This is a genomic window from Rheinheimera sp. (genome assembly GCF_030824435.1).
Taxonomy (GTDB): Bacteria; Pseudomonadota; Gammaproteobacteria; order Enterobacterales; family Alteromonadaceae; genus Pararheinheimera.
In genome coordinates this window covers 1-14,209 of sequence record NZ_JAVBXS010000032.1, presented here as the reverse complement: position 1 = coordinate 14,209, position 14,209 = coordinate 1, and the positions used below count along the sequence as shown (strand labels likewise).

The following is a 14,209-nucleotide window of genomic DNA, read 5'->3' as shown; positions in this document are numbered from 1 at the left end:
AGTCTGTGATGTTAGAACTTGGACCTATTTTTCGAGCTTTGTTGCGCCAGAAGGTTGGTGCTGTGCTGATTGCCCTGCAAATTGCGCTCACGCTGAGCATTATGGTGAACGCCATTTTTATGATGCAACAACGCAGTGAACAAATGGCAAGGCCCAGTGGCCTGGACGAAGCGAATTTGTTTTACCTGAGCAATACCGTTTTTGGTGAAAACTATAACCATAAAGCGGCGCTGGATGACGATCTGCGGCTTATCCGTGGTATTCCAGGTGTGCTGGATGCCACTCAGATCAACGCTATTCCGCTCAGTGGTGGCGGCTGGTCGATGAGTCTGCAAAACAAAGCCGGTGAAGGTGAAAACGGCATTGGTGTTGCTGTGTATATGGTGGACGAGCATGGCATTAATACTTTGGGTGTTGAGCTGATTAAAGGCGAAAACTTCCAAAGCACCGACATTGAATGGCGTGCCGCGTCAGCGGTGGACTGGCCAGCCCGCACTATGATCAGTCAGGCCATGGCTGAATCTTTATTCCCGGGGAAATGGGAGTCTGCCCTTGGTCAGACTGTCTATATCAACAACAATGAACCTATGCAAATAACCGGTATTATCAAAACCTTACAGGCACCCTGGAATGGCTGGGATGGGGTAGAGCGCAGTATGCTGGTGCCTTATCAGCTGGAAGGTCGTAATAACAGATATCTGATCAGAACCGAACCCGGCCGCCGTGATGAGTTGATGCCCATTATTGAAAAAGCGCTGGCGGAATCGGACAAAAACCGCATTATCCGCAGTGTCACCAGCCTGGAAGAAACCCGCAACGAAAGTTACCGTGGCCACAATGCGCTGAACAAAATACTGATGCTGGTGATTGTGGTGCTGACCCTGATCACCGCCTTTGGTATTGTTGGCCTGGCCATGTTCAGCATTAACCGCAGAAGACGTCAGATTGGTACCCGCCGCGCCCTTGGTGCAACTCAGCTACAGGTGATGCGTTATTTTATGCTGGAAAACCTGATCATCAGTAGCCTGGGTGTAGCTATTGGGGTTGGCGCTGCCATAGGGCTGAATATCTGGCTGGTGAGTAAATTTGAGCTTAAACCACTGGAGCCGCAGTTGTTATTGGCAGGTGTTGTGGCGCTTTATCTGGTGGGGCAGCTGGCGGTGTTATATCCGGCGCGCAAAGCTGCTGCGATAGCTCCGGCAACGGCCACCCGCAGTGTCTGAACTTTGACGTCTGAGCTTTGTGATCTTCTGCTGTCGCCTTTACCGGCGACAGCGCTTTTATGTACAGGAGGTACGGTATGCCGCTATTGCAGGAGCAAATAGCGGCATATCAAAGTGACTAAAACAATCTTTGTCTGGTGCTGATATAACCGGCATAAAAAATCACTAATACCCCGGCAAACCAGCCCATAGTGACGGGCTCCTGCCAGAACAAATAACCAAATAAACCGGCAAATACCACACTGCTGTAAGTCCACATGCCAATATCGCTGGCAGGGGCTAAGGCATAAGCTTTGGTCATCGCCATCTGGCCAATAGCGGCCAATATTCCCATGCCGGCAAAAGCCCACCAGGCGATGGCAGGTAAAGGCTGCCAGGCAAAAGGCACCGGAATAAAAGAAATCACTGCGGTTAATAGTGAAAAATAAAACACAATACGGGCGGCGGGTTCGGTGTCGGACATATAACGAATGGTGGTTTTAGTCACAGCAACCAGTACGGCCGATAACAAACCCAGCATTAAAATCAGCATATTACCCGCTTCACCTTGCAGTGGTATTGCCATAAAGACCCCAACAAAACCAAGGGCAATGGCAAACAGCGTTAAGCGGCTTGGCCTTTCGTTCAGCCAGATGCGGGCTATTAAAGGCACCACAAAAGGCGACAACAACAGCACCAGCATGGCCTGCGCCAACGGCAGTTGGCTTATCACATAAAAAAAACAATACATCGAAATAATGCCGGTGGTGGCGCGGCTGGCATGCAAATACCATCTTTTGGTTTTCAGAATTTGACTGCCCTGACTGATGATCCAGGGCAACATCACCAAAAGTGCAAAAAAGTTACGGAAAAACACCACCTGCGCCTGACTGGCGCTGTCGCTGGTCAGTTTCACCAGCGCGCCAATGCCGGCAAAACAAGCTTCGGCCAGCAATAACAACAACGCAGCAACATAAAGAGGTTTAAGCGGCACACCCGACTCCGGACTTCGTGGCCTTGCGGTGGCGCGAGTGTAGCAGAAGGGCTGCTTATTGTCTGAATCACTCTAGACAGATCCGATATACAGCGATAAGCAAGCGATCTGTTGCAGATGCCGGGCGTAAATTGTGCAGTCTGCGTTTTAACGGGCCAAAGATCTCCGCGGCGTACTAACCCAGCTGATGCTCCTGCACCAACAGGGTTAATAATTCAGCGGCCGGCATAGGTTTGGCAAATAAATATCCCTGAATAAAATAACACTGGCGCTGGGTAAAGAACGCCAGTTGCTGTTCGGTTTCAACCCCTTCAGCAATACAATACATGCCAAGGCTGTTAGCCATGCTCAGCATGGCGTCAATAATGGTTTCATCGTTGCTGTCGATGCCGATATCTTTGACAAAACTGCGGTCAATTTTTATCGCGTCTATCGGCAGCTCTTTGAGGTATTTCAGCGACGAATAACCTGTACCGAAGTCATCCAGCGCCAGCACTATGCCTTGTTCACTGAGCGCCAGCATAGTGGCAATGGCAATTTCCTGATCCTGCATCAAAGCACTTTCAGTCACCTCAAAACGCAGGCAACGGGCCGGGATCTGATACTTTTTCAGCAGTAAGGCGGTTTGACGGCTTAAGTCTTCTTGTGCCAGATGGTGAGTCGATAAATTCACCGACATATAAACCGGGAAACCAGCCTGATGCCAGGCTTGTAAATCGGCTAAAGCGCGCTCCAGTAAATCTAAGGTCATCGGCACTATTAAACGTAAATCTTCTGCCAACGGAATAAACTCTGAGGGTGGCACCAGGCCAGTGGCCGATTGCCAGCGCATCAACACTTCAACACCCACCATCTTCTGGCTGCGACTGTCGTAAATCGGCTGGTAATAATTAATAAATTCACTTTGTTGATAAGCGCTGCGAAGCATGGTTTCTTTGGCCAGCTGCATATAGGCTTTTTCATTCATCTCGTTGATAAAAAACTGGAAGTTATTACGGCCACTGTCTTTTGCATGGTACATGGCAACGTCGGCATGTTTCAGCAGCTCTTTGGCATCACTGGCATCTTCGGGGTACACGGCAATACCAATACTGGGAGAAATGCTGACGGTATGGGCGCCGAGCTGCATTGGCTCGCCAATGGTTTTAATCATTTTGCGGGCGACATGGCTAATATTGTCGTCGTTTTTATAACCTTCCAGCAGCACCACAAACTCATCACCACCAAGGCGTGCCACAGAGTCCGATTCCCTTAAAGTGTCGGTCAGCCGTTTGGCTACTTTTTTCAGTAACAAGTCGCCGATATCGTGGCCGAGGCTGTCGTTAATTTGTTTAAATTTATCAAGATCAATAAAACATAAAGCCAGCGATCTGCGTTCGCGTTTGGCCGCTTCAATACCATGATAAATCCTGTCCATCAGCAAGGCGCGGTTGGGCAGACCGGTCAGAATATCGTAGCTGGCAAGGTATCTGAGCTCTTCTTCGGCCTGTTTTTGCGCTGTGATATCGGTAAACACCAATACAAAAAATTCGACCTGCAAATCATCACCTACAGCAGTGACATTAATCAGGGTAGGGCGTTCAGTGCCGTCCGGGCATAACACAGTCTCTTCGCCTTGCCAGTGCTGGTTGACTGTCATACCCGACAACAAACGGGTGTAAAAACGGCGCCGGTTTAAACTAATGCCTAAATCGTGGGTGCGCGGATTATTCAGATACTCGTCCATATTGCCAAAAACGTCGGTAAAAGACTGATTGGCTGCGATGACCCTTTGTTCTAAATCCAGCAGCACTACCCAATCCCGGGTTTGCTGGAAAGCTTCGCCAAATAATCGGGCTTTTTCTTTGGTAGCGCGGGTTTCGGTAATATTGCTGTAAGTACCTATGACCCGTTCTATTTTATTTTGTGCTGATAATTCAGTAACTTTGCCAATGTCACGGAACCACAACCAGCGGCCGGATTTATGTTGCATGCGGTAGCTGTGGTCAAAATTTTTATCCGGAGCGCTGATAAATCTCTGCCATGCCTGCTGATAGGCATCACGATCATCCGGATGGATCAGCGACAAATGTTGTTGCATCGTCAGCGGATTTAAATCTTCGTTATACCCCAGCATCTGATGAATACGCTGGGCGTAAATACTGTTTTTGTGGGCATGCCATTCCCAGGCACCACTATCGACCGCTTCCAGCGCCTGTTTTAAGCGTTGTTCACTTGCCAGTAATTTTTGGTGGGCATTGGCCAGCAAACGCCGTTGTTTGCGTCTGGTTTGCCACCACAACAACAACAATAACAGCAGTACTGAAGCATAAGCTGTTAAAGCGGTTTGGGAACGCCACGGCGCTGCGCCTATGGTTAAAGAGATATGGGCCGGCGCGCTTTGCATGCCGGTCATCGGCGAGATGGCCACCACGCTAAAACGATAATGGCCCGGTTTCAACTGCGGGAATACGACCGCAGGTACGGCTTGCTCCGGATAAATTAACTTTTGTTCGCCATCCAGCCAGAATTTGTAGCTGATTTTGCCGCTGTCGCGAAAGTTCAGCGCCGAAAACTGCACTTCAATGCCCAAAGCATCATGGGCGAAATTGAACAGTTGGCCGCTTAAATCACCGAGGCTGTTGCCTATTGGTTGATTCAGCGCCGAAATGGAGGTGATCACCACTTCAGGGGGCATAGGCGCTTCCATCAGCCGGCGTGGGTCAAATACGGTGATGCCTCTGCTGGTGCCATAAGCCAAATCACCGTTACTGAGTCTGGTACTGGCACCATACACAAAAGCATGGCTGGCCAGACCGTCTTTTTTGCTGAAGTGCTCCAGCCGCAGCGTTTTGGTATCAAGTCTGGATAAACCATAATTGCCGGCAAACCAGAGATTGCCCGCTTCGTCCAGCTCATTGGAATAAACGCTGTTACTTATCAGTTGGTTTTCGGTGTGGAAATGGTGTTTCAGCGTCAGGCTGCTCAAGTCAAAACCCAATAAACCTATGCCCTGAAAAGTAACCCACAATATATTTTGTGGGTCCACACTGAACTTGTCAGCAAAACGGTCGCGACCCGGCTGGTAATCAGCGGCCTGATAAATTTTTTTCAGTTTGGCTTCGCTGCGGCTGTATAACCACAGCTGATCGGCGGCACTTAACAACATTTTGTCCGGTTGGCCAGGTAACAAACCTAAAAAACGACCGGCGTATCTGGGCGGCACCAGCTCTTTGATACCCGCTAATTCGGTTAATTCACCGGTTTTACTCTGGTAATGGTAATAACCTTCTTTACTGTAAAACCAAAATGCACCATCGTCAGCGCGCCAGTGGCCAAGGGCGTTATTTTGCAACAAATGCTGTTGTGATTGTTGTTGTAATGGCGGTGGCAAAAAGCTGCGTTGTTGCGGGTCAAAATAACTGAGTCCATCCCCGGTTCTAAGCCAGAGTTTGCCGTCAGCGTCCGGATAAATACGCCGCACCTGAATTGCAAAGTTATCTGGCAGGCCTTCAGGATAAGGCAACAGTTGTTGTTCACCCGTTTGCAGGTTCAGTTGATATAACCCTTGCTGATTCGCGACCCATAGCTGTTGGTTGATACCTTCTGCCAGAGTGAAGGCTCCACGGCCAAAAGCAGTATTATTTTCTACAGGCTGGTTGTGAGCACTGAGCTCTATATTGCTAAAACTGGTGCTGCGTGGATGCCAATAAAAGGCACCGTCTTCACGGCTGGCAAGCCATAAACCACCGTCACTGCTTGCCACTAAATCGACAATAGCGTCGTTACCAATCTGATGACTGCTGTCGCGAAAACGCCATAACAAACTGGCCTGACGGTGACGTTCATCAAATTCAAACAAGCCTTTATTGCTGGCCAATAACAAACGGTTCTGATGCGCCAGCATCCGCATCACCACCAAATCGGATAACATCAAATGGATAGCGGCAGAATCCGCCTTCTTTAACGCTGCCAACGGCATTTGATACAGGCTGCTGCCGGCGGCAATATAAAGTTGCTGCTGATAAGCGTAAAGATGGCGGATAAAAGGGCGGGGATTGGTGGTATCAGGCAACAGTACAACATTGCTGTTGAGACTGGCGGTATCCAGCTGGAACAAACCTTTATTGGTGGCTATTAACAGCTGTTGTTCGTTTAACCACAGCTGGCGGACTCTGCTGTTGTCTTCACCGTCGAGCGCTTGTGGCATGGTAAAAATACGTTGTAATTTGCCAGTGCTCAGATGGTAGCGATATACCGAATCACTGATAGCCAACAACAACTGGTCGGCTGATTCTTCCAGAGCATCGTTTAACAATGGCATTTCCAGCTGCTCTTGCGCCGCCAGATCCAGCTCCAGTGTGATGTTGCCGTTGTTTTTATCCAGCAAAAACAAACCAACATTGGCCGAAGCTGCCCAAAGTCTTTGTTGTTTATCTTCAAATAGCTGCACAAAACTTAAGTCTGTGATGTTTTGTTGGTCAGAGCGCACCAGCACATTGCGGGTGGCGTCAAAGCGGTTTAAACCGTTACTGGTGGCTATCCATAAAAAACCTTCACGGTCGAGATACAGGCGTTGCACACTGCCACGCGACAACCCTTCATCTACCGTCAGAGGCAATAACAAAGGCTTTACACTCTGTGCATACAGCGGGGTGGTCAATAGCCAACAAAATGCCAGCAACAGCAGGATATTACGCATCAGATCTCGTTGGCAGAATAAACATAACGGCATTGTCTGTTGTCAGAATGTCAATAAAACTGAAAATATCGCAATTGACCGGCTAAAGTCCAGAAAATCACACTCTTTTTGCGTTACATTGCCACTTTGAGCCCTGAACTAAAGTGGGGACAAGGCGACCATCAACACTAACCAGCCGCTGGCGATCAATAACACCACCGCATGTTGTAGTTGCCGGCTTATCTGTAAAAAATGCCGGATATCCTGTGCCGTCGGTTCTGCTTTGGGACCAAACCTGATGCGCCTTTGTTTGTGGTGGTCATAATAACGGGGACCGGCCAGATTACATTGCAGCGCGGCACTGCTGGCCGCAAGCAACCAGCGTTGTGGCAAGGCATAATCGCTGTTTTTGGCAAGGTCGCGGTAATAACGACTGCCCCGCCAGTTTTTTAATAATGCCAAAAGCGCACCGGTGAGCAGTTGGGGTAACCAGGCTAATAAGACCATAAAACGGCTGACCGGCTGGCCAAACTCGGTAAAACCCGGTTGTTTTGGGTTCCAGCTTTGTTGTAATTCCAACAGCAATCGATAAGCAAAAGCAGCCAGACCACCACCCACTAAAAACCAGAACAACACGCCAACCCATTGTTTGGCAAGACGTAATGTCAGGCTTTCAATACTTGCTTTGCAAAGGCCAACTTCAGACAACTGCTGACTTTGCCGCAGCACCAAAGGTTTGATTAAATCTCTGGCCAGACTGAGCTGCTGTTTTTCAATACTCTGTGCCAGCAAAAATGCCTGATTGCGCTGATTTTGCCAGTCCAGGCAACAATACAATAACAAGGCATGCCAGAACTCAGGCCACTCCGACAAACTGGCAAAAGCCGCTGCTAATGCCAGCAGTGGCAATAGCAACACCAGCATGGCCAAAGAGCCGGAAATAAATAACTGTTGTTTGCCATAACCGGGTTTATTCACCCTTTTGGCAAGGCCAATAGCGGCCTGACGCACCACCTGCAAAGGCTGATAACTGGGCGGCAGCGGAAAAACGGCGCTGAGCGCTATCATCAACAGCGCCAATAAAGGCTGCTGCAACACAGGTTGTTGCAGCATTTGCAAAAAATCATTCAGTGGCAGTGCAGACCAGTCCAATGGGTTGCTCAGAGGTTAACTGACTGCAGTTTTGGCAACAACGCCATCACCATAGCGCTGCTGTTACGTGATGCAACTTCCAGATAAGCATCAAAAGAGGTGGGTGATTCTTTACCGGCAATATCACTTAAACTGCGGATCACCACAAAAGGTGTGTTCAGCTGATGACAAACCTGGGCTATAGCGGCGCCTTCCATTTCAACTGCCAACATGGTTGGGAAAGTGGCGCGGGTTTTGGCGATGCGTTCAGGGTCACACATAAAAACGTCACCCGTGGTGATAAGACCTTTTTTGGTTTTGCAAAAACCAAGGGCTGCAATACTTTGTTCAGCGGCCTGGATAAGCAAAGGGTGGGCGGCAAAAGCGGCCGGTAAACGTGGTACCTGACCCGGCTCATAACCAAAAGCCGTGACATCCACATCGTGGTGGCGCAGCTCAGAAGAAATCACAATATCACCGACTTCCAGCTCGGCATCAAAACCACCGGCTGAACCTGTGTTAATGACACAATCAGGTTTAAACTGGCTGATAAGCAAAGTAGTGGCAACGGCTGCTGTGACTTTACCAATGCCGGATTGCACCAGCACCACATTCACACCATTAAGCTGACCCAGATGAAATTCAAAACTGGCGATCTGCACAGTTTCTGGGTTGCTGAGTTGTTGTTTCAGCAGGGCAATTTCCTGCTCCATGGCACCGATAATTCCAACAAGCTGCATAAGTTTCTCGCTAAGACAAAAAGCCACATTATACGAACTGTGGCTTTGGCTTGCCGAACTTTTTCACACTGCTGAGACTTGCAGCTTACCTGCTGCGCCTTTGGTCAGTTTTCCGGCCTGATAATCACGAATGGCCTGTTCAATTTCTGCTGCAGTGTTCATCACAAAAGGACCATATTGCACCACTGGTTCATTGATGGCTTTAGCCGCCAGTACCAATAGCCGCACCGGTGTTTTGCTCTGAAGCACCAGCGAATTGCCCTGGGTTAACACAGCGGCGTGGTGGGTTTTCACCAGGCTGGTTGCTGCACCAGATACCACCAACACTTCACCTTCAAAAGGGTACACCAACGCATTGTGCGCTTGGGGCAGTTGTAAGCTGATTTCAGTGTCTGGGGCTAAGCTGATATCAAAATACTGCGGCTCAGTGCTTAAACCCTGAATAGGGCCTTTGGTGCTGTGATTTTGCCCAGTCACTTTCAGTTCACCGGCGATCACCACTGCACTGCTGCCGTTTGGCAGTGTTGTGCGGCCCAGTTGCGCTGGTTTTAAATCAACATAAGCGGGGTCTTTCATTTTTTCAGCGGCCGGCAAATTTAACCACAGCTGAAAACCGCGCATCAGGCCGGATTCCTGCTGTGGCATTTCCGAATGGATAATACCGCTGCCCGCCGTCATCCACTGCACACCGCCTGACATTAAATGGCCTTCGTTGCCCAGGTGATCCTGATGCAACATATGGCCATCCAGCATATAAGTGACAGTTTCAAAACCGCGGTGTGGGTGGGGCGGAAAACCGGCAATATAGTCGGCCGCCTGGTCTGAGCCAAAACAATCCAGCATTAAAAAAGGGTCGAGCCTGAGCTGTTGTTGTAAGCCAAGGCTACGGCGGATTTTTACGCCAGCGCCATCTGACACCAGTTGCGCCGGAATAAGTTGTTTAATTTGACGTTCGCTCATGTTCTGTACCTGCTATCTGGTAATGGAATAAGCTTAGTAAACGCCGTTTTAAGTCGAATGAAAAGCGCATATAAATGCGCTTTATATCCTAAAAAATAGAATTATTGATGGGCTGCTGTGATTTGCTGTTGCATCTGCTGTTCATGTTGCAATAGCCAGACTTTGCGGCCTAAACCACCGGCATAACCGGTCAGGCTGCCATTATTGCCAATCACTCTGTGGCATGGCACCACTATGGCCAGCGGGTTACGGCCATTAGCGGCACCCACAGCGCGCACAGCTTTGGGTTTGTGAATAAAGCTGGCAATAGCACCATAACTGCAACTTTGCGCGTAAGGAATATGTTGCAGCGCCTGCCATACCTGCTGCTGAAATAGGGTGCCAGTTGCCGCCAGCGGCACGCTGAAACTCGATCTGGTGCCAGCAAAATATTGCTGCAATTCGCTGACTGCCTGCTGCAAATAGAGCTCTGCCCGCTGCTCAGGGTTTAAAGTTCCCTCAGCAACCATAGCCTGCTGAATGGGCATTTCGGCAAGAGCACCATCCCGGATGGGTGCCAGTTGTTTTGCTGTGATATCAACAAGATGCGCCGGTAGTTCGTCGCTAAACTGGATCTGACTGATACCCTGTTCTGTTGCTACAACACAAAGTTCACCCACAGGCGTTGCCATTGTTGTTTGAAGTTGTGTTTGAAGTTGCGCCCGAAGCTGCACATTGTTTTGCTGGTTTGTCATGATTTATTCCTTGTTGTTGTGCGTTTTGCCACCTTGCTGCCTGCAATAGAAGTTGTTTCGCTGGCTTTGGCCGGTTTTGTTGCTGGCGCCAGGCCAAACCATAACTGCAAAGTGGCATAACTGCGCCAGGGGCTTAAAGTGGCCGGATCAACAGGCTCATCTCGTTCAGCCAGTGCTTTTTGAATGCCTAAATCACCGGCCAGCCAGATGTCAGTGTCAGATAAACCACGCATTTTGCTGTAAGCCACTGTCCACGGGCCTATACCTTTAAGCGCCAGCCAGCTGTCGGGGTCGGCAGCCGGGTTATCTGCAACGGCTTTGGCCAAAGCCCATAAGGTGTTGCGCCGCGCCTCTGGCACTTTAATCATTTGTAAGTCGCTATCCAGCAGTTGTTTTGGGGTTGGAAACAGCTTTTTAGTGGCATCACCCGGCACTTCGCTGCCAAGCGCCTGCACCAACCGGTTCAGCTGAGTACGGGCGCCTGCAACACTGACTTGTTGACCAAGTACAGCCCGGACCGCGGCTTCCCACACCGACCATAAACCCGGAATACGGATACCGGATTGCAGTTTGTCGCCAAAAAGTGGCTTTAGCTGCTGCTCTATGGTCAGCAAATCAGCGTCTAAATCCAGCAGACGGCGAATGTGCGCCACCACAGCAGAGAGCCCGTCCGGATAAGGCCAATAAAGGCTGAGTTGCAGGCTGTTTTCAGAAGCAGGCTGTACGCTAAACCAGCCGCTACGCTCGTTGTTATCCAGCGGCCAGCAAAAAGTGCGGCCATAACTTTGTGCAGTCAGCCATTCCATGCCGTCCAGACTACGGAGTTGCCAGAATTGCAATAATAAAGCCCAGTTGAGTGGCGGACGGTAGGGCAGGTTTAAGCTCAGCATAGGGCTACTCTTTAATTCAGGTTGGCGGCGGATTTGGCTTGGAGTGAGTTTGAGTTGTTTGACAAAAGCGTCGTTAAAACGTCTGACACTGTGAAAACCAGCCTGCAAAGCGACATCAGCCACCGGCAAAGCGGTTTGATGCAGCAGCGTTTTGGCAAATAACAACTGTTGATACAAGGCATATTGTTTTGGAGAAACACCAAGCTCGCGGGCAAAAAGTTTACGTAAATAACGTTCACTGATCCCAAGACGGCTGGCAAGTGCAGCTTGATCAGCGTCGATTAAAGCACCTTCGGCAATCAGTCGCAGCGCACGCACAAAGCTGGCATTGCTGCCTTGCCAGGCGGGTGAGCCTGGCGCACTGTCAGGGCGGCAACGCAGGCAAGGGCGGTAACCGGCAGCAGCAGCGGCACTTTGGCTGGCATAATATCTGACTCCGGCTTCGGCAGGTAAACGCGCCGGGCACACAGGCCGGCAATAAATACCAGTGCTTAACACTGCAATATAAAACAGACCATCAAACCTTTTATCACGGCTTAAACGTGCTTGTTGGCATTGCTGAACGCTGAGCATACAGGTTATTCCGGTATTAAATTACCGGTTAGTGTATCTTGTCGTCCGGGCCGGATCAGCCAGATCCGGCACTCAATCACAAAATTGTCAGATATTTAAATCAACTTGTTGTACTAAACCGGCACTGCCTTGCTCCGACAGAAAAATACCACTGCGGGCAATACGGCCAAGCAAATGATTGCCTTCATATAAACCAAAAGCTGTGGCAACAGATTGTGTTGAAACAGCGGCAATGCCCATCTCGGCCAAAGATTTTAAGCCGGATTTTCCGTCCCAAAGTCCAAGCTGTTGCCAGCCTGTATCTGAGTTTTCAATAAAACCATTGTTGTTGTCGTCTAAGCTGGCAAGTTCAGCAAAACCCTGACCTGAAGCCGGGCCAAACAGCTCAGAGCCATGGTCTGCTGTGCCGTTGTTGTTTTGATCATGCACCAGATAATACTGGCCACTGCCAAGCCCTGGCAGCACGGCATTATTGCCCTTACCACTAAAATCAAAAACAGTGCCGGTGTTTTGTAATGCCACAGCTGTGCCTTCCAGACTCAGGATCAGCGGGTCTTTTAATGCAGCTTGCTGATAACTCTGAAAGGAAAAATATTCTTCCTGCAGCGAAAATTCAAAAGACCAGCTGATATTGCTGCCATCCTGCAATTGAGCTTCACCGCTAAAACTGGCGCTTAGCGCCTGATAACGATAATTCCATTCCAGCACTGTGCTGCCATGGTCAGCGGTATCTGTAACAGCTGCAGTGTCAGCAGAAGTCGTATTCTGTTGTTGTTGGGCTGCTATTTTGTCAGCAGAACTGCCTTCAATCCAGGACAACAATTTACCTGAAGTCAGTTGTTCCAGAATACGTTTCACCACACCTATGCTCTGCAAAGCATTAAAAGGTAAAGCATCTTCATTTTGTTCTGCGGATCCCGTAGACTCGGTGCTGGTTTTTTCAGCGACCTGAGCCGGACTAACCGGCTGTTCAATCACAGGTAATACCGGACGCTGAGTTGGTGCGGCTTTATTGGGGATTTCCAGCCGGCTATGCTGAAATATGCTGTGTTCCTGTACTGCAAATTGTTGAGTAGCTGTGACGATATTCATCATAAGCTCCGTAGATTGACAGTGATGCAATACGGCTATCGGCAGCAGTTGGTTAAACTTTAAGCAGGTGAGGTTATGTTAGAAACTTTTTTTCGTCAGTTAAGCACTGAACCCGAAACCATCAGTTTTAGTCAGAGCATCGCGTTAATTGACACTTTGTATCAATTTACCCCTACGGCTTTTCAAAATGGTGCGCTGACAAATGCGGCAGGTGAAAATAATGGCTCATGCAAAATTTTAGCTTTTGCTGCTATGCATAAGTTATCTGAACCTCAGACATTACAGCTGTTTGGTGATTATTACCGGCTGGAGGTGTTGCCGGATTTAAAAGGCAACAACCATGCGAATATCCGTAATTTTATGCGTACCGGTTGGGATGGTGTGAGTTTTAGTGGTCAGGCACTTAGGGCCAAAGCGTCCATTTAGCGCCATATCGGGGCTGGTGCTTTAGCAGCGTTCAGTTTGCAACCTGTTGCATTTAGCGAGCACTGACTCGATTTTTTTGGCAGAAAAAGGCTTGGCGATAAAACCGCAGGCACCGGCCAGAATACTTTGTTGTACGTTTTCAACAGTACTGTGGGCTGTCATGATCACCACATTGGCGTCCGGGTTAATTTCTTTTAGTTGTTTTAATAAGGTTTTACCGTCGCAGTCCGGCAACTCAATATCTAAAAACACTACATCTTGTTTCATTTTGCTATAGCTGCTAATACCGTGGCTGCCGTCAGAAGCTTCACTGACATGGCTGATACCAAGCAACATCAAGGTTTGGCGCAGATATTCCCGCACAGAAGTTACATCGTCGATAATCAGCACTGAACAATCGGAGACTTTCATCATTCTTCCTTAAATGTCTGAGATCCATGTTTTGTTAAGTTGTAGCTGGCGTGGGCCAGACTGGCAAGCTGAATAAATTCAGTTCTTTGCGTTTTGTAAAGTTTTGTAACTGAAAACTGCCGTATGCTATCAAATTTTGCCCGTTCAGGTATAGCCACTGTTGTTTTTAGCTGCACTTTACCAGCCGACGATGCTGCGTTATGGTGAAGTCCTGAGCAAATGGCAGGCTAAATGGACGTTTTGTGTGCAGTTGATTGATTACAGCGAGATTTTCGCTTTACCTTTGATTTTCCTTTTGTATAATGGCCGCTCCAACGCTAGGGGCATAGTTCCAATTGGTAGAACAGCGGTCTCCAAAACCGATGGTTGGGGGTTCGAATCCCTCTGCCCCTGCCA

Annotated in this window: 11 protein-coding genes and 1 tRNA gene; 3 read left to right on the top strand and 9 right to left on the bottom strand. The window is 49.0% G+C overall.

Going from position 1 to position 14,209, the window contains the following annotated elements:
- Positions 1-8: 8 nt before the first annotated feature.
- Positions 9-1,223: an ABC transporter permease gene (locus tag RCH83_RS08110; protein WP_306520817.1), complete on the top strand. Its 1,215-nt coding sequence runs from the start codon at positions 9-11 to the stop codon at positions 1,221-1,223.
- A 118-nt stretch (positions 1,224-1,341) separates the two neighbouring features.
- Here RCH83_RS08110 and RCH83_RS08105 read toward each other — a convergent pair whose 3' ends face one another.
- From RCH83_RS08105 to RCH83_RS08070, 8 genes are all read right to left on the bottom strand, one after another.
- On the bottom strand, positions 1,342-2,196 hold the full coding sequence (locus RCH83_RS08105; RefSeq protein WP_306520815.1) for a DMT family transporter: 855 nt from the start codon (positions 2,194-2,196) through the stop codon (positions 1,342-1,344).
- A gap of 175 nt (positions 2,197-2,371) precedes the next feature.
- Positions 2,372-6,877 carry an EAL domain-containing protein gene (locus RCH83_RS08100; RefSeq protein ID WP_306520813.1) on the bottom strand — a complete coding sequence of 1,502 codons (4,506 nt, stop codon included), beginning with the start codon at positions 6,875-6,877 and terminating at the stop codon, positions 2,372-2,374.
- Positions 6,878-7,015: 138 nt separating this feature from the next.
- Positions 7,016-8,008 (bottom strand): cobalamin biosynthesis protein, encoded by a 993-nt coding sequence (locus RCH83_RS08095; protein WP_306520811.1) that lies wholly within the window; start codon positions 8,006-8,008, stop codon positions 7,016-7,018.
- An 8-nt stretch (positions 8,009-8,016) separates the two neighbouring features.
- On the bottom strand, positions 8,017-8,727 hold the full coding sequence (gene mtnN, locus RCH83_RS08090; RefSeq protein ID WP_306520809.1) for a 5'-methylthioadenosine/S-adenosylhomocysteine nucleosidase: 711 nt from the start codon (positions 8,725-8,727) through the stop codon (positions 8,017-8,019).
- Between the two features lie 63 nt (positions 8,728-8,790).
- Positions 8,791-9,687: a pirin family protein gene (locus tag RCH83_RS08085; RefSeq protein ID WP_306520807.1), complete on the bottom strand. Its 897-nt coding sequence runs from the start codon at positions 9,685-9,687 to the stop codon at positions 8,791-8,793.
- A 101-nt stretch (positions 9,688-9,788) separates the two neighbouring features.
- A complete protein-coding gene (locus RCH83_RS08080) occupies positions 9,789-10,421 on the bottom strand; it encodes a methylated-DNA--[protein]-cysteine S-methyltransferase (RefSeq protein ID WP_306520805.1) in 633 nt (210 codons plus the stop codon).
- Positions 10,418-11,884 carry an Ada metal-binding domain-containing protein gene (locus RCH83_RS08075; RefSeq protein WP_306520803.1) on the bottom strand — a complete coding sequence of 489 codons (1,467 nt, stop codon included), beginning with the start codon at positions 11,882-11,884 and terminating at the stop codon, positions 10,418-10,420. Before RCH83_RS08075 ends, RCH83_RS08080 begins: the two co-directional genes overlap by 4 nt.
- Positions 11,885-11,971: 87 nt before the next feature.
- The gene (locus RCH83_RS08070) at positions 11,972-12,976 is read right to left on the bottom strand and encodes a hypothetical protein (RefSeq protein ID WP_306520802.1); all 1,005 of its coding nucleotides are present in this window, start codon (positions 12,974-12,976) and stop codon (positions 11,972-11,974) included.
- Between the two features lie 75 nt (positions 12,977-13,051).
- Between RCH83_RS08070 and RCH83_RS08065 the strand changes: the two genes are divergently transcribed.
- Positions 13,052-13,402 (top strand): HopJ type III effector protein, encoded by a 351-nt coding sequence (locus RCH83_RS08065; RefSeq protein WP_306520800.1) that lies wholly within the window; start codon positions 13,052-13,054, stop codon positions 13,400-13,402.
- Positions 13,403-13,423: 21 nt separating this feature from the next.
- On the opposite strand, the gene RCH83_RS08060 is transcribed toward RCH83_RS08065, so the two are convergent.
- On the bottom strand, positions 13,424-13,813 hold the full coding sequence (locus RCH83_RS08060) for a response regulator (protein ID WP_306520798.1): 390 nt from the start codon (positions 13,811-13,813) through the stop codon (positions 13,424-13,426).
- A gap of 319 nt (positions 13,814-14,132) precedes the next feature.
- Here RCH83_RS08060 and RCH83_RS08055 point away from each other — a divergent pair.
- Positions 14,133-14,209, top strand: a tRNA-Trp gene (locus tag RCH83_RS08055).